18 protein-coding genes and 1 pseudogene are annotated in these 21,571 nt (G+C 61.9%); 15 read left to right on the top strand and 4 right to left on the bottom strand.

Features of this window, described 5'->3' with window-relative positions; translation table 11 throughout:
• The first annotated feature begins 321 nt into the window (after nt 1-321).
• From QUE33_RS01285 to QUE33_RS01235, 11 genes are all read left to right on the top strand, one after another.
• Nucleotides 322-642 carry a hypothetical protein gene (locus QUE33_RS01285; protein WP_286301467.1) on the top strand — a complete coding sequence of 107 codons (321 nt, stop codon included), beginning with the start codon at nt 322-324 and terminating at the stop codon, nt 640-642.
• A gap of 225 nt (nt 643-867) precedes the next feature.
• On the top strand, nt 868-1,317 hold the full coding sequence (locus QUE33_RS01280) for a DUF305 domain-containing protein (RefSeq protein WP_350226542.1): 450 nt from the start codon (nt 868-870) through the stop codon (nt 1,315-1,317).
• A gap of 266 nt (nt 1,318-1,583) precedes the next feature.
• The gene (locus QUE33_RS01275; RefSeq protein WP_286301464.1) at nt 1,584-2,027 is read left to right on the top strand and encodes a CueP family metal-binding protein; all 444 of its coding nucleotides are present in this window, start codon (nt 1,584-1,586) and stop codon (nt 2,025-2,027) included.
• Nucleotides 2,028-2,121: 94 nt separating this feature from the next.
• Nucleotides 2,122-4,398, top strand: a complete 2,277-nt coding sequence (locus tag QUE33_RS01270; RefSeq protein ID WP_286301463.1) for a heavy metal translocating P-type ATPase — start codon at nt 2,122-2,124, stop codon at nt 4,396-4,398.
• A gap of 317 nt (nt 4,399-4,715) precedes the next feature.
• On the top strand, nt 4,716-4,904 hold the full coding sequence (locus QUE33_RS01265; RefSeq protein WP_286301462.1) for a helix-turn-helix domain-containing protein: 189 nt from the start codon (nt 4,716-4,718) through the stop codon (nt 4,902-4,904).
• A gap of 3 nt (nt 4,905-4,907) precedes the next feature.
• The gene (locus tag QUE33_RS01260) at nt 4,908-7,061 is read left to right on the top strand and encodes a site-specific DNA-methyltransferase (RefSeq protein ID WP_286301460.1); all 2,154 of its coding nucleotides are present in this window, start codon (nt 4,908-4,910) and stop codon (nt 7,059-7,061) included.
• A complete protein-coding gene (locus QUE33_RS01255; protein WP_286301459.1) occupies nt 7,061-9,640 on the top strand; it encodes a DEAD/DEAH box helicase in 2,580 nt (859 codons plus the stop codon). Before QUE33_RS01260 ends, QUE33_RS01255 begins: the two co-directional genes overlap by 1 nt.
• An 84-nt stretch (nt 9,641-9,724) precedes the next feature.
• The gene (locus tag QUE33_RS01250) at nt 9,725-12,526 is read left to right on the top strand and encodes an SNF2-related protein (RefSeq protein WP_286301457.1); all 2,802 of its coding nucleotides are present in this window, start codon (nt 9,725-9,727) and stop codon (nt 12,524-12,526) included.
• A gap of 45 nt (nt 12,527-12,571) precedes the next feature.
• Nucleotides 12,572-13,288, top strand: coding sequence for a GNAT family N-acetyltransferase (locus tag QUE33_RS01245; protein ID WP_286301456.1), 717 nt, complete (start codon nt 12,572-12,574; stop codon nt 13,286-13,288).
• Between the two features lie 32 nt (nt 13,289-13,320).
• On the top strand, nt 13,321-14,613 hold the full coding sequence (locus QUE33_RS01240) for a PIN domain-containing protein (protein WP_286301454.1): 1,293 nt from the start codon (nt 13,321-13,323) through the stop codon (nt 14,611-14,613).
• Nucleotides 14,610-15,041 (top strand): ASCH domain-containing protein, encoded by a 432-nt coding sequence (locus tag QUE33_RS01235; protein WP_286301452.1) that lies wholly within the window; start codon nt 14,610-14,612, stop codon nt 15,039-15,041. Before QUE33_RS01240 ends, QUE33_RS01235 begins: the two co-directional genes overlap by 4 nt.
• On the opposite strand, the gene QUE33_RS01230 is transcribed toward QUE33_RS01235, so the two are convergent.
• From QUE33_RS01230 to QUE33_RS01215, 4 genes are all read right to left on the bottom strand, one after another.
• Complete coding sequence (locus tag QUE33_RS01230; protein ID WP_051267424.1) at nt 15,022-16,179, bottom strand: alpha/beta hydrolase; 1,158 nt, start codon at nt 16,177-16,179, stop codon at nt 15,022-15,024. The genes QUE33_RS01235 and QUE33_RS01230 overlap by 20 nt on opposite strands.
• The gene (locus tag QUE33_RS01225; RefSeq protein WP_286301445.1) at nt 16,176-17,195 is read right to left on the bottom strand and encodes a DUF6545 domain-containing protein; all 1,020 of its coding nucleotides are present in this window, start codon (nt 17,193-17,195) and stop codon (nt 16,176-16,178) included. The genes QUE33_RS01230 and QUE33_RS01225 overlap by 4 nt, the downstream gene beginning before the upstream one ends.
• The gene (locus QUE33_RS01220; protein WP_286301443.1) at nt 17,192-17,656 is read right to left on the bottom strand and encodes a hypothetical protein; all 465 of its coding nucleotides are present in this window, start codon (nt 17,654-17,656) and stop codon (nt 17,192-17,194) included. Before QUE33_RS01220 ends, QUE33_RS01225 begins: the two co-directional genes overlap by 4 nt.
• Nucleotides 17,657-17,717: 61 nt before the next feature.
• A complete protein-coding gene (locus QUE33_RS01215) occupies nt 17,718-18,149 on the bottom strand; it encodes a hypothetical protein (protein WP_286301442.1) in 432 nt (143 codons plus the stop codon).
• Between the two features lie 210 nt (nt 18,150-18,359).
• Here QUE33_RS01215 and QUE33_RS01210 point away from each other — a divergent pair.
• The 4 genes and pseudogenes from QUE33_RS01210 to QUE33_RS01195 form a co-directional block, all read left to right on the top strand.
• Nucleotides 18,360-19,286 (top strand): annotated as a pseudogene (locus QUE33_RS01210) (ArdC family protein); the annotation flags it as partial.
• A gap of 202 nt (nt 19,287-19,488) precedes the next feature.
• The gene (locus QUE33_RS01205) at nt 19,489-20,541 is read left to right on the top strand and encodes a bifunctional DNA primase/polymerase (protein WP_350226541.1); all 1,053 of its coding nucleotides are present in this window, start codon (nt 19,489-19,491) and stop codon (nt 20,539-20,541) included.
• The gene (locus QUE33_RS01200) at nt 20,538-21,143 is read left to right on the top strand and encodes a DUF2637 domain-containing protein (RefSeq protein ID WP_286301440.1); all 606 of its coding nucleotides are present in this window, start codon (nt 20,538-20,540) and stop codon (nt 21,141-21,143) included. Before QUE33_RS01205 ends, QUE33_RS01200 begins: the two co-directional genes overlap by 4 nt.
• Nucleotides 21,140-21,511 carry a hypothetical protein gene (locus tag QUE33_RS01195; protein WP_286301438.1) on the top strand — a complete coding sequence of 124 codons (372 nt, stop codon included), beginning with the start codon at nt 21,140-21,142 and terminating at the stop codon, nt 21,509-21,511. The genes QUE33_RS01200 and QUE33_RS01195 overlap by 4 nt, the downstream gene beginning before the upstream one ends.
• The last annotated feature ends 60 nt before the right edge of the window (nt 21,512-21,571 follow it).

Raw genomic sequence — 21,571 nt, 5'->3', positions numbered from 1 at the left:
CCGCGAGTGCCGACCTCGGGCAGCTGCTCGCTCCGTCCTTTGGCACATGCCACTCAGAAACCACACTCCCGCTGAATACCCCGGGGAGGTATCATGCGGAGTGGTATTGAATAGAATGGGTGAGGCAATTTGAGTCTTACCGGCCCGGGAGGTGGAGGTATGTCGATAGCGAATACCGCCCCTTCGCGTCCGGTCAGCCCGCACCCACCCCGGTTCCTCGTTGCGCTATTCGCACTCGGCGCTCTCCTCCTGTGCGCCGTACTCATGCACGCCTTCGGGCATGGTGGGAGCCACGAGGCCGCACCTGCAACGGCGTCGATAATGCACGCTGAAGCCGCGCCTGGAAGCCCCACGACGGCGGTCACCTCCGGGCATGGCGAGCACCCAACAGCCGCGCACGCAGATGGACTTTCGGATCCCGGTGTCGCCTGCGGAGCGAGCTGCGGCGAACATGACATGGTCCAGGTCATCTGCATGCTCGTGTTCCTGACCGCAGGTGTGTTCTTCCTCTTCGTTCTTGCCCGGCGATTGGCCACCGATCACTGGTTCGGTGCGCGCGCATTGAAGATCGCAGTGCATGTCCGCGGTGCGCCTCGTCCGATGACGCCATCGCCGCAAGAACTCTCCATCAGTCGAACTTGATCGGTCTACCGGGGCCGCGCCACGTGCGCATGGCCTCGCTTTGCCGATCCCAAATTCTTCGACGTATTGGAATAACTCATGAAACTCCGAACCCTATTTATTGTCCCGGGCATCCTCGCCGCCGGACTGGTCCTTGCCGGTTGCACGACTGGCCCAGCGGAACCCGCACCTGCTACTTCGACAGCGCCATCGTCAGTGTCGGAGGACTTCAACTCTGCTGACGTGATGTTCGCGCAGATGATGGTCCCTCACCATGTGCAGGCCGTCGAGATGTCCGACCTGATTCTCGCGAAGGATGACATCGACCCTCGTGTTGTCACCCTCGCCGAAGAAATCAAAGCCGCACAAAAGCCTGAGATCGACACGCTCAACACCATGCTCGAAACCTGGGGCATGCCACAGGCCGCAACCGATGGCATGAGCATGGGCCACGGCGGCCACATGGACGGCATGATGACCGAGGAAGACATGCAGGCACTCGAAGCCGCAACTGGACCCGACGCAAGCCGACTGTTCCTGGAGCAGATGATCGTGCATCACGAGGGTGCCGTGGAGATGGCGCAAGCTCAGGTCGATTCCGGGGTGAATCCGGATGCCGTCGCGATGGCACAGGCGATCATCGACACCCAGAACGGTGAGATCGAGACCATGCGCGACATCTTGCTGAGCCTCTAACCACCCATCCCCCTGGGGTCGGCGCGAAGCTATTTACGCGCCGACCCCAGCAACACCGACACACAGCACCGGTTGCGCACCCTTGGCTATCCAGGACCGCAGCCGGGCCTCGACTGAAAGACGACGACGTTATGAAACGACTCACAACCCTTGCCGCGGCAGCTGCGGCAATCCTCTCTCTTACGCTTGCTGGGTGCTCCGCCCCGGAGCCTGCGGCGCCCGACACTCCTGGCGCCGACCTGCTCGCCTCTCACAACCTGACCGACATGTCGGCGACGGAGATCATCGACACGCTCGACCGGATGAACGTAAGCGACCGACCTGCCGACTTGATCGCATCCGTGCAGCCCGATGCCCTCGTCCTGACCGACAACGTCACCGAAGTCTCCTTGGACATGCCGGATGACGTGACCTATGTCTCGGTCGCCCCCTTCGTGTCGCAGACTCACGAGTGCTTTTACCACAGCCTCACGACCTGCCGAGGAGAACTCTCTGCGCAGCAAATCGAGGTGCGGTTCATCGACGATGCGACCGGTGACGTGATTCTCGAAGAGACCACGACCACGTTCGACAACGGGTTCGCTGGGTTCTGGCTCCCCCGCGACCTGAGCGGGACGATCGAGGTGACTTACGACGGGAAGACCGGCGAGACCCCGTTCTCGACCGCGAACGACGCCGCGACCTGCATCACCACGCTCCAGCTCACGTGATTTTCGGGAGCCGCCCGATGAAACACGGCGACTCCCACCCGACAACAGCGGGGCATCGAGCCCGACGCACCCACCTAGAGATTAGGACTTCACCATGCATCGAGATCCAGCCCATGAGCACCACGACCACTCGGGAGGTCACGGCGATCACCCGCCGGAGGCGCTACCTAGGGACAACGCATCCGGCCACCACGACCATCATCAGGCACAGGCGCATCCTGATCACCACGCGCACGCTGAAACCGCTACCGACGCGCGTCCGGATCAGCATGCCGCCCACGACGCCCATGCGGGCCATGCGGGCCATGCGAACCACGACGCCCACGCAGATCATGACCCGGGCGCGCATGCCGGACACAGCGTCGCGATGTTCCGCAACCGGTTCTGGGTGACACTTGTGCTGTCGATTCCGGTGGTCATCTTCAGTCCGATGGTCGCGATGATATTCGGCTACCACATACCTGAAACCGGCTGGACGACATGGATCGCCCCGGTCCTTGGCACGGTCATCTTCTTCTACGGCGGCATGCCGTTCTTGAAGGGCGCGCTGCGGGAGATTCGGCTTCGGCAACCAGGCATGATGCTACTGATCGCGATGGCCATCACCGTCGCGTTCCTCGCATCCTGGGCCACGTCGCTGGGCGCTGGACTTGACCTCGACTTCTGGTGGGAACTCGCCCTGCTCGTGGTCATCATGCTCCTCGGGCACTGGCTGGAAATGCGCGCGCTCGGTGGGGCATCCAGCGCTCTTGATGCCCTCGCTGCGTTGCTACCCGATACCGCAGAGCTGGTCCGCGCAGACGGAACCGTGGAGCAAGTACCGAGCACCGATGTCGCAACGGGTGACCTCGTCCTCGTTCGAGCCGGAGGGCGCGTGCCCGCCGACGGCACTGTAGAAACTGGGTTCGCCGACATGGATGAGTCCATGGTCACCGGTGAATCAACGACCGTCACCCGCACAGCTGGAGACGCGGTCACCGCGGGCACCATCGCCACCGACTCCGCAATCCAGGTTCGTGTGACCGCCGTTGGCGAGAACACCGCCCTGGCTGGCATTCGTCGACTGGTTGCTGATGCGCAGGCATCGTCCACCCGCGCGCAGGCACTCGCCGACCGGGCAGCGGCCTTGCTGTTCTACTTCGCCGTCACCGCGGCCATCATCACCGTGATCGTGTGGCTCATTGTCGGTAGCCCCGCCGATGCAATCACTCGCGCCGTGACGGTGCTGATCATCGCGTGTCCGCACGCGCTGGGTCTTGCCATTCCGCTCGTGATTTCCATCGCAACCGAGCGCGCCGCTCGCGCTGGCGTTCTCGTCAAGGACCGTCTGGCGCTTGAGCGCATGCGCAGCGTCGACGTCGTCATGTTCGACAAGACCGGAACCCTCACCGAGGGTCGCCACGCGGTCACGGCGGCAACCGTCGTCCCGGGCGCCGACCCGCAGCGCGTCTTCCGGTTGGCTGCTGCCGCAGAATCTCCCAGCGAGCACCCGGTCGCCCGCGCCATCGGCGCATGGGCGCAGGAACACGCTGCCGGATCGGCCATGCCATCGGTGGACGCGTTCCGTTCCGAGCCGGGCGTAGGGGTCACAGCAACTGTGGATGGCGTCGAAGTGCGGGTTGGTGGACCGCGCCTGCTCGACTCACTTGGCCTGCCCATCCCCGAGGGTATTCAAGCGAAGGTCTCCGAATGGGAGTCGCTTGGATCGAGCGTCCTCTTCGCGGTTATCGACGGTCGCATCGAGGGCGCATTCGCGCTGCAAGATGTGATTCGTCCCGAGTCTCGCGCGGCCATCGATGAACTGCATCGACGTGGCATTCGCGTGGGCATGATCACCGGCGACGCCCAGCAGGTGGCGGATGCGGTTGCAGCTGACCTTGGCATCGATGAGGTCTTTGCGGGCGTTCTGCCTGGCGACAAGTCCGACAAGGTCGCCGAGTTGCAGAACCGCGGTTACAAGGTCGCGATGGTTGGCGACGGCGTGAACGATGCACCTGCTCTTGCCCGCGCGGATGTGGGTGTCGCGATCGGTGCGGGTACCGACGTCGCGATCGAGTCGGCAGGCATCGTCCTGGTATCGAGCGACCCGCGCGCCGTGTTGAGTGCGATCGAGCTTTCACACGCCTCCTACCGGAAGATGGTGCAGAACCTGGTGTGGGCAACCGCCTACAACGTGATCTCTGTGCCGCTGGCCGCAGGCGTGCTCGCGCCGATCGGTTTCACGCTCCCACCGGCCGCAGCCGCCGTGCTGATGTCGCTCTCCACGATCATCGTCGCCCTGAACGCTCAACTGCTCCGCCGTCATGAGCTGGACCCGGAGAAGCTGGCACCACTCCAACCGACGAAACGCGAATCCGCCCTGACCCATTGAGTCAGAAGACGAATCGAATCAACCCGGGCCGCGCGCGATTACGCGACGGTCCTGTTGCCGCGGCCGAGTACACCCGAACGACGGGCAGATCATCAGTACTCGGTCGCGGCATGAGTAAGTGGATGCACATCGACATACCGAACGGGGCGACGCCGGGTTGTCATCGTTCGTGCTGGATTTCGTCGTGCCACCCGGGCGGATGCTGCCGCGATGCATGGCTGCGACCGAAAGGCCGTACTCATTCCGAGATAACTGGCCTGTAGCCGATAAGATCCGGTTTAGTACCGTCTGTTCCACCGAAACGCCGCGGAGGCGATATGACTGAGCCATGGCTTTCTGCCGATGAGATTGCCTCCCATCTCGGCGTCTCCAAAGACACCGTGTACGCGTGGATCAGCACCCAGAACATGCCCGCGCACAAGGTCGGTCGCCTCTGGAAGTTTCAGGTCAGCGAAGTTGACGAGTGGGTGCGCCAAGGCGGCGCCTCGACAAAGGAGAACGATTAGCCGATGTCACGCCTTACGGATCTACTCCGTCAACTGCGTAGCGCCGACCCCCAGCTCGGGGCGGATCTCGAAAAAGAGATCACCGCTCTGACGAAGCGACGCAGCTTCGGTCTTGTCTTCGAACGCCACCAGCCCGAAGCTGTCGAGCTGCCTGGCCAGCCGGTGCGCCGTGGCTCGAAAGTGCGGGTGCTCCCTCCACGAGGCGAGACTGCCAAGGGCGACGCGCGGCTCTGGCGGGTGGAGTCATTCACCTCGGATGAGACCGGTGCCCAGCTCGCGCATTTGGTTGAGAACGTAACCGATGCACCCGAGCGGCGAACCGCACCACTCGATGATCTCGTGGTCGTGGCTGAGTTTGACGACAAGATCTTCCCAGGCCTCGTCGAGACTGGGCGGGTCGAGCGTGGCGGCGATAAGCCATTCCATACGGTGATCAACGCTGAGAACTATCACGCCCTCGAAATGCTGACCTACACGCACCGCGGCAAGATCGACGCGATCTACATCGACCCGCCCTACAACACCGGCGCCCGCGACTGGAAGTACAACAACGACTACGTCGAAGGCGATGACGACTACCGCCACTCAAAGTGGCTCGCGTTCATGGAACGTCGGCTCCTGGTGGCGCGCGAACTCCTGAACCCCGAAGACTCCGTGCTCATAGTCACGATCGACGAGAAGGAGTACCTGCGGCTTGGGATGCTGTTGGAGCAGATGTTCCCTGAAGCGCGAATCCAGATGGTCTCTAGCATCATCGCGCAAAAGGGCGTTGCCAGGGGATCACAGTTCTATCGCACCGATGAGTACATCTTCTTCGTCCAACTGGGAGGTTCTTTCGTGCAGCCCCTCCCACTTTCCGATGACTGGGCTCTCGGGAAGAACAAAGGGACGACTGGGGCTTCGCAAGGCATTGTCTGGTCACAGTTGAGAAGGAGTGGAACCAACTCACTGCGTTCGGATAGACCTGGACTCTTCTACCCCATCTATGTCGATCCCATTGGGCCTAGAATTGTCGGCGCGGGCGACGCCCCGCCCCTGAACACGCCCCGGGATAACCAACTTGTTTCTGAAGATGGCTATGAAATTGTTTGGCCGATCAGGCCAGACGGCACCGAAGCGAACTGGCAAATTTCGTCTGGTGCGTTGCTTGACTTGGTCGAGCGTGGCTATGTGCGCGTAGGCCAAAAGAACGATAACGGGTATCCGATCAGCTACCTAAAGAGGGGAAGCATCCAGAAGATTCAATCCGGTCAAGTGGAGGTGGTAGGTCGTCACCCCGAGAGCGGGCAGGTGATCGTAGACGCCAGCGACTACAAAAGAGAGTTTATTCCTGGCACTCAGTGGAATATCTCAAGCCACGATGCGACTTACCATGGTTCTCAGCTCCTCAATCGATTACTGGATTCTGCGAAGTTCCCATTCCCCAAAGCCCTATACGCGGTCGAGGATTCGTTGCGGTTCTTCATCAAGGACAAGCCAGACGCAGTGGTGCTCGACTACTTCTCCGGCTCTGGATCCACAGCACATGCCGTCATGCGACTGAATCATCAGGACAACGGATTCCGTCAGTGCATTTCGGTCACGAACAACGAGGTGGGAGCCGACGAGCAGAAGGGGCTGCGCATGCAGGGACTGCGCCCCGGTGACCCCGAATGGGAGCAATGGGGCATCTGTGACTACATCACGAAGCCACGCATCCGTGCCGCGATCACCGGCAGAACGCCAGATGGTGAGCCGATCAAGGGTGACTACAAGTTCACTGACGAGTTTCCGATGGCTGACGGCTTTGAGGAGAACGCAGCGTTCTTCACCCTGACGTACGAGTCGCCCCTCTCGGTTCGCCACAACCGTGCGTTCGAGCGCATCGCACCGATGCTGTGGTTGCGGGCTGGCTCGGCCGGGCGCATCGTCGATGACCTCGGTGACCGCGGCTGGGATTTGTCCGAGGTGTATGCGGTGCTGGAGAACATCGACAACGCCGAGGCATTCTTCGCAGCGATGCGCGATGCCGAGAGCGTTCGCACTGTATTCGTCGTCACGGACGACGATGCAGCATTCCAGATGGTGTGCCGGGAGCTTCCGTCGGAGCTTGACATGGTGCGGCTCTACGAGTCGTACCTGCAGAATTTCGAGATCAACCAGGGGCGGGCAGTCTGATGCGGTACACACTCAAGGACTACCAAGCTGAAGCCGTCGGCAATGTGCTCAGAAACCTGGCGCAGGCGAAGGACATGTACCAGCGCTACGGGTCGCTTTCGCAGTTCTCACTGTCGGCGACGACTGGTGCGGGCAAGACCGTCATGGCAGCTGCGGTGATCGAAGCACTGATTTCGGGTTCTGACGAGTTCGACTTCGCCGCGGACCCTGGTGCGGTCGTGCTGTGGTTCTCTGATGACCCGTCACTGAATGAACAGTCACGAGCACGCATTCAGGCAGCATCCAGCGAACTGGATTGGCGTCTGAAGCTCATCACGAATGACTTCCGTGAGACTTCGTTTCAGCCGGGGCACGTCTACTTTCTGAACACTCAGAAGCTCAGCAAGACTTCGAACCTCGTGAAGGGTGCCGGTGCCAGGCTTGATCCGAGCGCCACGATCGACGAGCTGACGCCCGCGCCCGATGAGATGCAGTCGAACATCTACGACACGATCATCAACACGATCGAGAACAAGGAACTCACCCTGTATCTGGTGCTTGATGAGGCGCACCGTGGAATGAAGCCGCAGCGTGATCGCTCCACGATTGTGCAGCGGCTCATCAACGGCCAAGGGCAGGTACCCCCAATTCCGATCGTGTTCGGTATCTCTGCGACCGTGGAACGCTTCGATCAGGCGATGAAGTCGGTCACGAATCGCACCGCGCTGCCGAGCGTCGAGGTCGATTCGGCATTGGTGCAGGCGTCGGGCCTGTTGAAGGACGACATTGTGTTGTCGATTCCGGCGGAGTCAGGTGCGTTCGACACGGTGCTGCTGCGGCGTGCCGTGGAGAAGATTCGTGAGGCGGGCCGCGCGTGGGATGCCTACACGCGAGAGCAGGAGGAAGCTGACGCCGTGGTGCCGCTCCTGGTCGTGCAGATGGCCGACAAGCCGAGCGACGAAACATTGGTGCGCACGATTGACACGATCCTGGAGTCGTGGCCCGAACTCGACCACGGCGCGATCGCAAACGTGTTCGGCGAACACCAAGACCTCAAGGTCGGTGGCTACACCATTCCGTACATCGAACCTCAGCGTGTACAGGACTCCACGCATGTGCGGGTGCTGATCGCAAAGTCGGCAATCTCGACGGGGTGGGACTGCCCGCGCGCCGAGGTGCTGGTGTCGTTCCGACCGGCCTCCGACCCCACGAACATCACACAGCTTCTTGGGCGCATGATCCGCACGCCACTCGCACGACGTATCCCCGGCAACGAGGTCCTCAACTCGGTTGACTGCATGCTGCCGTACTTCGACCGCACCACGGCGATGCGTGTCGCCGAGATGCTCATGCACGGCGCCACATCGAAGGACGACGAGGGCGACAGTGGAGGCGGCGAAGGGCGCCGGGTACTGTTCGACCCGGTGCTGTTGCACCCCAACCTAGAACTCCCCGCGGAAGTCTGGGAGAAATTCGAAGCACTGCCCACGGTCACGATCCCGAAGCACCGCAGCAAGCCGATCAAACGGTTAACCGCGCTTGCTGCCGCCCTCACCAAGGACAAGGTCGTCGACCAGGCACTCAAACGCGCACATGACGAACTGAACAACGTGGTCGCATCACGCGCCATGCAGTACAAGGCGCAGGTGGATCGCGCTCGCGAAGACGTGCTGACGATGTCGGGGGAAGAGCTGCGAGCGCGGCTGGGCGGTGGACTGTGGGTGAACTCGTCCTTCGAACTCGCTGCCGATACTCGCGCCATCACCGAGGCGTACAAGGTCGCTGAACGTCACCTGAGCCCGGCCTTGTGCTCGTCGTACGTGGACTTCCTGGTGCCCGAAGATGCCATCGAAGACGACCTGCTTGAGGCATACATCGAGGTCGCGGCGATCGGGCTCGTACCCGACATCGTGGTGAGTGTCGAAGCTGAAGCCGATCGCCTGGCACGCACTTGGCTGACCGACACGCGAGTCGATCGAAAGAACCTCAGCGACGATAAGCAGGCCGAGTATGACCGTCTTGAGGGCATGTCGACGGAGCCCGAGCGCATCAGCCTCGTCAGCCCAAAGACCGGGCAGGCAGAAACCAAGGCACGCGAGGCCGACGGCTCTGAGACCGATCTGCCTGTCTACCGCAACCATCTGATGGTGACCGATGCCGGTGACTATCCGGTTGAGCTGAACTCGTGGGAGCGCCACGTGTTCGCGGCCGAGTCCGGCCGCAATGGCTTCGTTGGATGGTGGCGCAACCCGGATCGCGCGGTGAAGGAGTCGCTCGCGATCGCCTACATGGATGGAGCGCGCAACTGGAAAGCGCTTCGGCCAGATTTCGTCTTCTTCGCTGAGGGGCAGAACGGGGTGGTTGTTGATTTGGTCGATCCGCATGGGCACCACCTCGCTGATGCGATGCCAAAGCTCCGTGGGCTTGCCGACTTCGCGGAACACTACGGCAACGAGTTCCGGCGAATCGAGTCCGTGGCCGAGACGAATGGCGTGTACCGGGTGCTCGATCTGAAGCGTGACCAGGTGCGTGAAGCGATCCGTGACGTGCATGACGCGAAGGCACTGTACGAGTCCGACCTGTCCAGCGACTACCGGTAAGGCTGGATCTTGGCGATATCGCTGACCGCACATCAGGCGAAGTTCTACGCGCACCAGTTGGAGCGTTCGTACGCGTCTGACCACGTGGGCAAGCTCGCCGGTTTGCTGTTTGACGCGCAGGTCGAGCCGAAGCCTCACCAGATCGATGCGGCACTTTTCGCACTGCAGAGCTCCACCTCACCGGGCGTGATCCTGGCGGATGAGGTGGGTCTTGGGAAGACCATCGAAGCGGGCATCGTGCTCTGCCAGTATTGGGCGGAACGCAAACGGCGGGTCCTGATCATCGCGCCATCGTCGCTGCGCCAGCAGTGGCGGCAGGAGCTGGACGAAAAGTTCGCGATCCCATCACAGCTGATCGATTCGAAGAACAAGGAGCAACTCCTCAAGCCCAGTGCAGGTCTGGCGAGTGAAGTCTTGATCTGCTCATACGAGTTCGTATTACGCAATGTCGATGATCTTGCCCGGCATTGGGATCTTGTTGTCGCGGATGAAGCGCACCGCCTGCGGTCCTTCTGGAAGGGCGACGCGAAGATTGCACAGGCTGTGGCCGAGGTGATGGCCTCGGCTGGGAAGTCGCTCTTGCTCACCGCGACGCCGCTGCAGAACCGGCTCGAAGAGCTGTATGGCCTCGTTTCGGTGTTTGATCCGGAGTTCTTTCACTCGATCGAGGGGTTCAAGGAGCGGTACGTCGACCATCCCGATGACTACGGGAACGATGATCTCTCCATGCGCATTTCGCACCTTGCGAAACGGACGCTTCGCAAGGATGCACAGAAGTACATTCGCTTTACCGAACGCATGCCGCTCACATTCGGCTTCATGCCGTCCCCAGCGGAGCAAGACCTCTACAACAAGGTCAACTCATATCTTCAGCGCCCGTTCCTCTACGCATTCGCGAGTTCTCAGCGGCACCTGTCGGCGCTGATTCTGCGTAAACGACTCGGATCGTCCACGTATGCCGTCGCGTCAACGCTCGAAGGCGTCGCAAACAGGCTTGAAGCGGAACTCGAATCCGGTCGCCGCCGTTCGAACCGCGGAGCGCTGGTCGATGAAGACATGACGGACGAAGAGATCGAGGCATCCGAGTCGACCCTATTCGCACTCCCTTCGCCCGAGCAATCCGCGGCTGTTGAGACTACCCGCAAGGAGATCGCAGCCGAGGTCGCGGAACTGCGATCCTACGCGGAACTCGCCCGGTCGATCACCGTGAACCAGAAGGCAGTCAAGCTCTTGGACGCCCTCGACCAGGGGTTAGCGAAACTTGCCGAGATCGGCGCCCCGCAGAAGGCGATCATCTTCACCGACTCCACGAAGACACAGGAATACCTGGCCGCCGCACTGCGGGAAGCAGGACGCGGGGACGGGCTGGTGCTCTTCAACGGCGCAAACAATTCTCCCGAAGCGACCGAGATCTACCGTGCCTGGTTGGAAGCGAACGACGGGTCGGACCTCATCACGGGCAACCCGTCAGCGGATCGGCGCAAAGCACTCGTCGACGAGTTCCGCGAGCGCGGCACGATCATGATCGCCACGGAAGCGGCCGCCGAGGGCATCAACCTGCAGTTCTGCTCGATGCTCGTGAACTACGACCTTCCCTGGAACCCGCAGCGCGTCGAGCAACGTATCGGTCGTGTGCACCGATTCGGGCAGCAACACAACGTGATCGTCGTGAACTTCTCCAATCAAGGGAACCTCGCCGAAGAGCGCATCCTTGAGCTCCTCACCGAGAAGTTCAACCTGTTCACATCCGTATTTGGGGCGTCTGACGAGGTGCTCGGGTCGATCGAGGACGGACTCGATTTCGAGAAGTCCATCGCCGCGATCCTTGAGCGGTGCCGCACTGCCGATGAGATCAATCACGCGTTCAATGAACTGGAGCGCCAGTACGAAGCTGAGATCAGCCAAGAGATGAGTTCGACCCGGGCCCGCGTGTTCGACAACCTAGACCCGAATGTGCAGGACAAGCTCAAGAGCTACGACACCCAACAGGGGGTCGTGCTCAACAAGTTTGAGCAGCTCTTGCTGCAGGTGACGCGCCGCCAACTCGACTCATTCGCGGAGTTCGATTCCGGCGGGCACAACTTCACGCTCACGCGCGCCCCTGCCGATGGGATTCCGACCGGGAAGTACTTCTTCAAGTCGAAGCCACAACGTGGTGCACACCAGTACCGCTACGGCAGCGACCTCGGACAGTTCGTAGTGCAAACCGCACTCGCCGAAGAGGCTCCAGCCGCGAACCTCATCTTCTCTATTGCGGACTCGGATCGTGTTGCTGCCTCTACGCGCGAACTTGTCGGCGAACAAGGCATCCTGACTGCCGAGCTGCTGACGTTCACGATGCGCTCGGGAAACGACACAGTCACCGAGTCATATGTACTTGGCGCTGGTCGCACCGACAGCGGCATGATGCTGGACGCCGAGCAAGTCGAGCAGCTTCTCGATCTCACCTGCGTAGAAGTGTCCAGTTCGGACCACATCGACACGACGATCCTGCAGCCTGCGCTCACGCAACAAAGTGAAGCATTCAACGTCGAGGTACAGAATCGAACAGCCCAGTTCAACATTGAACAGGGAGACCTCGTCGAATCACGACTAAAGGATCACAAGGCCAAGTACGAAGCCGAAGTGCGCAAGCTCAACAAGGAAGAAGAAGACGCCCGCGCCCGCGAGCGCAGGACCGATGACCTTTCGGAGCGACTCAAACTCCGCAAGGAGGCACAACGACTCGCACGTCGGGCCGAGGCACTCTACGACGATTTCAAGGTTGAGCGCGATGCGCTGAGGCAGAAGGCCGACGACTACCTCGACATGATCGAGCAGGCGCTGAAGGGCACCGACGAACGAAAACACATTCTCACCATCCGGTGGGCGGTGAAAGCGGGATGACTCAACGCCGCAGCTTCGACCGTTATCGAGGGGCGAGGTGGTGACATGACCGCTGAACTTTCAGTCCCTCGTTCCCTCTCGACCCGCGTATGGGACCCTAAGTCTCCGTCTCACGGCCAAGACTTCGAGGCTGTCATCGGACTTCACCGGGAGGGCAGGGCCACGCTGGGGCATCTCCCCTACGCTGCCTTTGAAGCAGCCGGAAACAAGGGACAACTCGTCCTCGGGCTTATCGACGGTGAGATCGCCGGGTATGTGCTCTTCAGTACGCCTCGGCGGCATCTCATCCGGCTTGTTCACGTTTGCGTTGGCGACTCTGCCCGGCGGTCTGGCTTGGCGAGAGCAATGGTGAACAAAGTCATTGACTTGAACCCCGCTCGCACGATGATAACCGCCCACTGCCGCGTGGACTATGGGCTCGATGATTTCTGGCGTTCGCTCGACATGGCGCCAGCGGGACAGCGGCCCGGCCGCGCAAAGGCTGGGTCAACACTCACCATTTGGACGCGATCCATTGGCCAACTCGACTTGTTTGAGAGTGCGCTGTACGACTCAACAAAGCCGAAAGCTGTACTCGATTCAAACGTCATCATCGACCTGTACTGTTCAAGCGCGCTCGAACGCCCTGAACGTGAAGAGTCACTCGGTCTTGAAGCGGATTGGCTTATCGATGAAGTTGAGTTGACGATCTCCCCGAAGTCGCTTCAGACATCGATCGATTACAACCAGAGAGCGAGCGCGACAGGGTTCGTGAGGCCTTGAATGGCCTTGTAACGCTCCGAAGAGAGGGAGGGATGCGCGGCCTCGCATCCGAACTCCTTCGAAGAATGCCGGAACGGCTCACGACGGGCGACGCCAGCCTGGCTGATGACGTCAAGCATCTCGCCGACGCAATCCTTGCTGGAGCAGAGTTCTTCGTAACCCGTGACTCGAACCTTATTGCAGCCTGCGAGACATGGATCGAAGCTGAGTTCGGAACCGAGGTGCTTCGCCCCGTCGACCTCATTCAACGACTGATGCCCCCAGCGCCACCATTTAGATTCCGTTCCGAGCAACTGGAGGCCGTGGGCCTCCAGTGGGAGAAAGTGGCGTCGCTGTCGTCGCGGCTCGAAGAAGCCTTCGTGGAGCGCACCTCTTCTGAGAAGGGTAAGGCTTTCCGCCGACGGCTCCAGGCGATACTCGCCAAGCCGTCAGAGTTCGGGCTACAGGTACTCGTCGACGAGAGATCTCGCCTCTGGGCACTACTTGCAACTGAGCAACGTGGCGCGACGCTCCTCGTTCCGATACTGCGAGTCGGTAGTGGTTCGCTTGGCGAAACCATCGCGTTCCAGCTGGTACGTCATCTTCGCTGGCGCGCGTTGGAGCAGGGCGCCGACAGCATCTCCATTACCGATCAAGCTCTCTCACCGGCACTGAGGTCTGCATTGCACGCTGACGGTTTCACCGGACAGGTGCCGCGCGTGAAGCTATCCTGGCTGGCTTCGCCTGATGCCGCCGCGCGAGCGATCACCGCGACCGAGGTCAGCGAGTATGAGCGAATCAACTGGCCCCAGGTCCTCATAGCACGCGACATTCCGGTCCACATCGTACCTATCCAGCCCAAGTACGCACGCGAACTCATCGGCTACAACGACACTCTGTTCAACACACGTGAGAAGCGAGCATTGGGCTTCGCGCGGCAAGTCGTCTACTTCGCCGCTCCGAAGGGAGTTCAAGAGGTGCCTTCGCGAGTCTTATGGTACGTCAGCTGGGACCCGAAGGGACATAAAGCTTCAGCTGTCCGTGCCGTGGTTGCACACTCACGCGTCGTAGAGGCAACGACGCTTCCAGTAGAGACAGCGATTGAGCAGTATCGAGCGATCGGCACACTTCGAACCAGAGAGATCGAGGCACACTCAAAGAACGGGAAAGTGGCGGTATGGCGGGTCGAGGACACACAGCTACTTGAAAGGCCCATTGATCGCGCGACACTCGATCGCATCCTGAGGAAGCACGACGTGACAACTTCCAAGATCACCGCCCGTCGAGCGACACCCGGCGTGTTCGACGACATCATGCGGATGCAACCGAGGTGGGCTGAGCGATGACCCGAGCATTACTCTTATCGATAAAGCCGCAGTTCGCTCGGGCGATCCTAGAGGGACGCAAGACGATCGAAGTACGGCGCAGGTTCCCATACATCGATCCGGGAACCACAGTCGTTCTGTATTCAAGTTCCCCTGAGAAAGCGGTCCTCGGCACCGTGCGTCTTCGGCGAACGATCAAGGTGAACCCTGATTGCGTGTGGGGATTGCATGGATCGGACATTGGTATTAGCGAGAGCGACCTCAACGCGTACCTCGAAGGCGCCGACGAATCGACGCTCTTGGAGGTTGACTGCCCAGACTCCTGGGAACAACCGGTGCCGCTCAATTCACTCAGGACGGTACTCGGTATCGAACCCTCGCAAAGTTTCCGCTATCTGGCCACCGAGCAGGTCGAGCAGGCGAAGCAGCTCAGCGCTCCGGACGTCTGATTCCGGCCAGTGGCCCCTCGGACAACCAAGTCGAGACAGAAGATTTCCATCGCTGAGAGTCCGAGTTCCAGGCCAGCGTGTGCCCGGCGTCGAATACTTCCAACTGCACCAGGTCCTTACGACGTTCTGCGAGCACCGACGACAATCTGATCGGTACCGAGTCATCGTGACTGCCGTGAAGGATGAGTTTCGGCACGGCGAGTTCCTCGGCGCGGGTCACCCAGTCGAATTCTCGTAGCGGGATGCGAACAGGCAACCCCAGTAGTCGGGCGAGCGTGCCGAGGGTGAGCCACGGAACGGCAAGCAGACCAGCGCCACCCGGGAGCCCAGCGCGCTTGCAGTTTGCCTTGATGACCTCCACCCAGTCGAGCACCGGCGAATCGAGGACAAGTCCCACTACCAGTGGTGCATAGTCAGACCGATGCGCAACCTGCAGTGCGATCGCAGCTCCCATAGACCAGCCGAACAGCACGATCCGTTCTGCTCCACGGCGAACCGCGTATCCGATCGCTGCCTCAATGTCTTCGACTTCGGTGGCGCCAAGTGTGGACCGACCACGTCCCGCGGTGGGCCCTTCCCCATCGTTGTGGTAACTCACCACGAGTGACGTGAGTCCTAGTTCCGTCGCGACCTGTACGCCACGGAGTGTGCCCGCTCGGGGGCTGCCAAGTCCGTGGACGTGAATCGCCCAGGTGGATAGATCACCGTCGACGCGCCATGCAGGCGCCGAGCCCACCGGCGTCACGATCGAGATGTCGCGGGCATCGAGCCCGGCATCGGCGGGTGTGGCGTAGTAGATGCCGCTCCACGAGACTCGATCACCAGCTCGCGGCGTGAGCCCTGGTGACACTCCCACGAGGGCGCGCGCGACTTGGTTCTGACCACGATCCTCGACTTCGTTGCCGAGTTGCGCCCATCCGCCGCGTTCAAACCAGAGATTGTAGGTGCCGGGCGCTTCGGTATCGCAAGTACGGTCGAGCAGAAGAAGTTGGCGATCACCATTGACCTCAACGCTGCGCAAGGTCAGCTTGAAACGGCGTGGCCCGACTGGTGTTGTTAGCTTCCGCGCGATCGTCCATCCCAGGGCTGCACCAGCAGCACCGACCATAGCGCCGCCGATCGCGAGCCGCCGCTTCATGCGTGCTCCCTGCTGCTGTCGCCACGATCCGCGCGCAAACCTGTGCGCGCCACGCCCGAGTCGAGCCCCAGAAGTTGCGCCTCAGCCCGCTCTAGGAGAGTTTCTTCAGCAGGCGTCACCTCGAATGTCACGCGTGGATCGATCATGGCGTCACGAATCTCAACCACTTCGCGATGCAATCGTCCTTCAGGATCGTCAAGACTGGCGCCGAGGGCATCGGTACTGCTGAGCCCGGGGCGAACGCTCGTGGCCCGCTGCCAGAGCGGTTCCAGCTCCCCCGTGATCTGCGCTATCTGCGCGCGCCGTGTGCGTTCACGCAACGACCTGACAACTGGTTGCCCCGCGAACCCGGCGCACAAGAACAGGAAAGTGAGCAGCGAGAGCGGCCCGTATGCTTCGCCGAACGTGCGCATCAGTTCCAGCTGACCCGCGACGTGTGCGACATCCATTACGAGGACCACGACGGCCAAACCGACGCCGCACGCCGAGCCAAGGAGCAGGAGGAGTGCGGGGATGCGCTGAATGCCGGTGCCGACGCGAAGTTGGCGTGCCGCCAACGCAAACATGGCCGCCAGGACGATGCCGCAGTAGGTGAAGCCGATCATTGAGTAGGCGGCCGTTACCGGCTGGTCGCCGAGGTCAAGCATGAATGTCGCGGTCGACGCCCCGCGGTCGATGAAAAAGAACAACACCGTCGTCGTGACCAGGGCAAGGATCAGGGCGGGGCGCCCGACGGCTGCTCGCACCAAGCGGGGACGATACTCACCAGCCTTCATCGCCGCGCGGCCCAGAAAGAAGAGCCCAATCATCAAGAGCGCGTCGGAAAGCAGAGTCGTGATGTTCGTTCCGCCAAGGAAAGGATCGACGGCCAGGTAGATCGCATCAACGTTGAGGGTCATCGCGATCGCGATCGTGACCGATGCGTACGTAATGCTGCGGTCTGGGCGCCCTCGTCGCAGGATCAGCAGGCTCGCGACGAGAACCCACATGAGGATCGCAACGAGCGTCTGGATCATCCGAAGACCTCGAAGTAGCGAGACTCCGCGAAAGCGGACCCTCGGATCCCTGCCGCGAGCCGGTCCGCGAGAGACTCCGCGGCAATCTCGGTGTCGGAATCAAGGTCCTGCCGCCTGAGCAGGCGGGCGCGAGTGTGCGGAGGAATGTCAGGCAGGAGCACGTCCGTCTCCGTGCACTCGTCGCCGTCGCAATGGCCCAGGATCATGTGCGACAGCTCGTGTAGAACAAACTGCTGGCGATGTAGGGCGGAGTCAGTGCGTGCGTGGATGATGATGTCGTCTTCGTCGGTGGTGAGCCAGACCGCGCAGAGTCCGTCGTGATCGCCGATTTCGGCAAGCTCGACGATACGCAGGCGGCGCCCCCTGCGTTGCTGCACGACACCGTAGAGATCGTCGAAGGTGAAGACACTGCCGAGGGCAAGATCCGAGACAGCCGTCTGAACGACCTGTTCGATATTCACGGTGCGCTCACCTCCTTCGAGGGTACTTCGCGGCATCGACTCGGCTACGTGAGCGACGCCGTTATTGCTGGTCTGTATGCGTCATTTCCTCATCCAAGAACTTGCTGATGGCTTGGAGTGCCTTCGGTGAGATATCTCCAAGCGTGCGGGCCGCGTAGGACTTCACCTTCGCCGCGCGCATGGAGCGCACGAGGTCGAGTTGGGCGCTCACCTTCTCGGGAACTTCGGCGTCGTTCGCGCCGATCAAGAAGTCGGTGTCGACGTCGAAGAACGATGCAAGCCCGGCAAAGACGGCGGGGTCTTGAACGTACCGGTGCCCATTGACCATGTACGTCCAGCGCGACCGTGACAGGTTGGTGCCGCGATCCCGAAGAAACGCCGCAATCTGCGAGTAGGTCGGCTCGGAGCCGGTCTCGGCGATTGCAACATCGAGCAACAGCCGCAGGCGTTTCGCAAGATCCGCAGCCGCAGTCGCGCTCTCGTCGTCGGTCATGCGCGCTGACCTCCTTCGCTCGCGGTGAGAAGCATCGTCGGCAGGGTAATCCCGGCACGTTACGCATGCTCAATATAGCCGTTGAGCATGAACAAATCAAGGGTTGCGCATGCTCAACGGTCGATGCTAGAAACGAAGCCCCGCACGTTTTGAGCATGCTCAACGCCCGGGAGTCTCTGGACCCTTCGATCACTCTTAGGGAGGTGAACCATGCCCAGCTCCTGGCTGCCCAAGCATCGTCGACCGCACTCGCGCCGAAACGAGTCGCCACGTCGTGCTGTGGGAACCCGCAGGGGCATCCGCAGAGTTCGTGGAGTCGCTCGCCCACCTCACCGGTGTATCGCCACGCACTCCTGCGACGTGGCGCGCCGGAGAGGAGGGCACCTGATGGTGTCGACAGAGGAACGCCGTGCCACCCGCGAAGCGAAGCTCGATGAGCTGCACGAGAAGCTGACCGAAGCAGTTGACAAGCTGGTGTCTGGCGAGGACTGGGCAGCTGCGCTTCGGTTTGCAGCCAGGTTCCGCAGCCGCTCGTTCAACAACACCCTGCTCATCTGGATGCAGCACGCCGCCGCATTCGAAGCAGGTCTAGTGTCCGAGCCGATGCCGTCATACGTGGCTGGGTACAAGCAGTGGCAGCAGTTGGGTCGCCAGGTCGAGAAGGGGCAACCTGGGTATCAGATTCTTGCTCCGGTGACCGGTCGCTTCGCGTCGCCGACGCCTGCGGATCCAGCGTCGTGGCGACGGCTCAACCGATTCGAGAAACCACGACCGAGCGAAGAGGTCCGCTCGAAGATGATCGGCGTCCGCCCCGCCTACGTGTGGGACGCGGCGCAGACCTCCGGCGACACCTTGCCGACTCCACCTGCACCGACGTTGCTGAAGGGCGAAGCACCGGACGGCCTCTGGGCGGGGCTGGCCGAGCGAATCGAGGCGGCAGGTTTTCAGCTCCTCAATGTGGAGCACGAGGGCCTGATTCACGGGGCGAACGGTGTCACTGACTACACGGATAAGACCGTCAAGGTACGCGAGAACATGGATCCTGCCGCGCGCGTGAAGACGCTTGCGCACGAACTCGCGCACGTGCTGATGCACGGGCCTGATCAAGATGCCGCGCGGCAGCGCCGGGGTGTTGGCGAAGTAGAGGCCGAGTCCGTCGCGCTGATGATTGGCGCTGCACACGGCATGGACACCAGCGACTACACGATTCCGTATGTCACTTCGTGGGCCGCAAACGTCGACGGCCAGGAACCCGCGGAGATCGTGCGCACGACCGGGGAACGAGTGCGCGCCACTGCGATGAAAATCCTCGATCAGCTGGACACGCAGACGATCGGCGATGGCACTCCCCTGGGCTCGATCGCACCGCCGGGCGCACCAACTCCGCCGCCGCGACGCGGACGAACACTGCGCCAACCATCGCGAGCAGCTCGAAGCACGCGGCAACGATCGACTCACGGGGGCTGTGATGAGCGCAGCAGATTCATTCGCGCAGGTGCTCGATCGAATGGGTCGCGAGGACCCACTCGGTCGAAGCGCGCTCGTGTTAGCAGCGAGCGGCATCCCGGTCTTCCCATGTGCCGCTGGCGGGAAGCGCCCAGTTGTCGCGGGAGGATTTCACGCGGCGAGCGCCGAAGCAGACCTGGTGCGGCGCTGGTGGACCGCGATGCCCACCGCAAACATTGGGATGCCGACGGGTGCAGCCTCGGGACTCGTCGTGGTCGATGTCGACATTCATGGCGCTGTCGATGGATACTCCGCGCTGGAGCGTGCGCGACGCGAAGGGCTGGTGAATGGCTGGGTCGCAGCGGTGGAAACGCCGTCGGGCGGCCTGCACTTGCACTTCCCTGCGAGGGGCAATTCGGACCAGAGGTCTTGGCAGTCGGCGCGAGCGGGAATCGACTTTCGTGGCGACGGCGGCTACATCATCCTGCCGCCCTCGGTGCGGACCATTGACGGTGAAGCGCGCCGCTACAAGACGTTGCGGCTCGCTCACGGAAGCGGACATCCGCTCGACGCACAGCGCCTTCGTGATCTCTTGGATCCTCCACGGCCGTCCGCGAACCCACGCGATGCAGCCACAGATATGGCACCCGCTGATCTCACGCGATTGGCGAGTTGGGTATCCCGCCTCCAAGAGGGCGAGCGGAACCACGGCGTCTTCTGGGCAGCCTGCAAAATGGCGGAGAAAGACATCCCCACAGGAGCGGCGCTCGACGCTCTCACGGCCGCGGGTGCGACTGCTGGGCTCAGCGAGCGTGAAGTGACGACGACCGTCCGCTCGGCCTATCGATCCGTGCATGGCCGGTCAGCTCAACGATTACCATTGGGCGCCCCCATGACGCCGCCGCACCGACCGCGACCGGTCACGGATTCTCGGGCCTTGGCATGAGGAGCATTCGGGCGCGCCGATCGGCAATCATCACGGCGGTCGCGGGCACAGTCTTCATCGCTGCGGGAGCGTTTTGGCTGTCGTTTACCTCCCTGGCGGATCTCGCTGCCCGCTCGGGCATCGGTGCGGGGCAGGCATGGGCGTGGCCACTCATTGTCGACGGCGTCATCGTCGTTTCGACCGTTGCTGTTGTTGCCCTCGCCGGGTCACGTTCCGCCTGGTATCCGTGGGCGCTGCTTGCGGGAGCCGCAGCCGTTTCGGTGACGGCAAACTCGATCCATGCGGTGGTCGCCGCCGATGCCGACGTGCCAAGTGTGCTTGCCGCGGCTGTCGCTGCCGTTCCACCGGTGGTGCTGTTGGCAATCACGCACTTGACTGTGCTGCTCGTGCGCACGCCTGAGGCGGCCGAGGAGCACGCCGATGTCGCGCTTCTCTCTCCCCAGGAACAAGCGACCGTCTTGCGTGAAAAAGGCTGGTCGAACAAGCGCATCGCCCGCGAACTCGCCGTGCATCCTTCTACCGTCGGGCGCTGGTTCGCGAGCGCACCTACTGAACATGAGCGGGCGCGTTCCGCACCCGACGAAACAGAGGACTCAACATGAACGAGAACACGGCCGACGTCGGTAACCGCCCCATCGATGCGGAAGCCATCGACGTTACGACGAGGCATGAAGCCGTCGAGTCAATGAGGCTTCGCAATCAGCAGCGGAGTTCGATGCGCGATCCTGCGACATACCGAGGGCGCGGTGTCGAATGGGTACGCCCGACCGACCTGGTGGCTCGCAGCAGCGCACGAGTGGCCGGTGCGGGGATCAACTTCCAGTCCGAGCTGCATCGGCGCACGCGGACAGCGGCACAGGACGGCACCCGGCGCATCGCCGAACGTGCACGTCATCTCCCGCCCCTTTCAGCGTTTGGGCGTGGTGCCACGCGACCGGATGCGGGGCGCAGCTCGATCGGCACCGCCTGATCGTGAAGAGCGGACATCGTCATGGGTACCTCATCTGCATCCATCCTTCCCACTGGGGAG

The organism is Microbacterium suwonense (assembly GCF_030296555.1).
GTDB lineage: Bacteria > Actinomycetota > Actinomycetes > Actinomycetales > Microbacteriaceae > Microbacterium > Microbacterium suwonense.
Note: the sequence above shows the minus strand (reverse complement) of the source record. Positions and strands in the feature narration are given on the sequence as shown.

What these genes read in the sequence shown, in the direction of transcription:
- QUE33_RS01285 (WP_286301467.1), top strand. Translation starts at nt 322, where the DNA reads ATGCACGCTGAAGCCGCGCCTGGAAGCCCCACGACGGCGGTCACCTCC.
- QUE33_RS01280 (WP_350226542.1), top strand. Translation starts at nt 868, where the DNA reads ATGTTCGCGCAGATGATGGTCCCTCACCATGTGCAGGCCGTCGAGATG.
- QUE33_RS01275 (WP_286301464.1), top strand. Translation starts at nt 1,584, where the DNA reads ATGTCGGCGACGGAGATCATCGACACGCTCGACCGGATGAACGTAAGC.
- QUE33_RS01270 (WP_286301463.1), top strand. Translation starts at nt 2,122, where the DNA reads ATGCATCGAGATCCAGCCCATGAGCACCACGACCACTCGGGAGGTCAC.
- QUE33_RS01265 (WP_286301462.1), top strand. Translation starts at nt 4,716, where the DNA reads ATGACTGAGCCATGGCTTTCTGCCGATGAGATTGCCTCCCATCTCGGC.
- QUE33_RS01260 (WP_286301460.1), top strand. Translation starts at nt 4,908, where the DNA reads ATGTCACGCCTTACGGATCTACTCCGTCAACTGCGTAGCGCCGACCCC.
- QUE33_RS01255 (WP_286301459.1), top strand. Translation starts at nt 7,061, where the DNA reads ATGCGGTACACACTCAAGGACTACCAAGCTGAAGCCGTCGGCAATGTG.
- QUE33_RS01245 (WP_286301456.1), top strand. Translation starts at nt 12,572, where the DNA reads ATGACCGCTGAACTTTCAGTCCCTCGTTCCCTCTCGACCCGCGTATGG.
- QUE33_RS01240 (WP_286301454.1), top strand. Translation starts at nt 13,321, where the DNA reads ATGCGCGGCCTCGCATCCGAACTCCTTCGAAGAATGCCGGAACGGCTC.
- QUE33_RS01235 (WP_286301452.1), top strand. Translation starts at nt 14,610, where the DNA reads ATGACCCGAGCATTACTCTTATCGATAAAGCCGCAGTTCGCTCGGGCG.
- QUE33_RS01230 (WP_051267424.1), bottom strand. Translation starts at nt 16,179, where the DNA reads ATGAAGCGGCGGCTCGCGATCGGCGGCGCTATGGTCGGTGCTGCTGGT.
- QUE33_RS01225 (WP_286301445.1), bottom strand. Translation starts at nt 17,195, where the DNA reads ATGATCCAGACGCTCGTTGCGATCCTCATGTGGGTTCTCGTCGCGAGC.
- QUE33_RS01215 (WP_286301442.1), bottom strand. Translation starts at nt 18,149, where the DNA reads ATGACCGACGACGAGAGCGCGACTGCGGCTGCGGATCTTGCGAAACGC.
- QUE33_RS01205 (WP_350226541.1), top strand. Translation starts at nt 19,489, where the DNA reads ATGGCACTCCCCTGGGCTCGATCGCACCGCCGGGCGCACCAACTCCGC.
- QUE33_RS01200 (WP_286301440.1), top strand. Translation starts at nt 20,538, where the DNA reads ATGAGGAGCATTCGGGCGCGCCGATCGGCAATCATCACGGCGGTCGCG.
- QUE33_RS01195 (WP_286301438.1), top strand. Translation starts at nt 21,140, where the DNA reads ATGAACGAGAACACGGCCGACGTCGGTAACCGCCCCATCGATGCGGAA.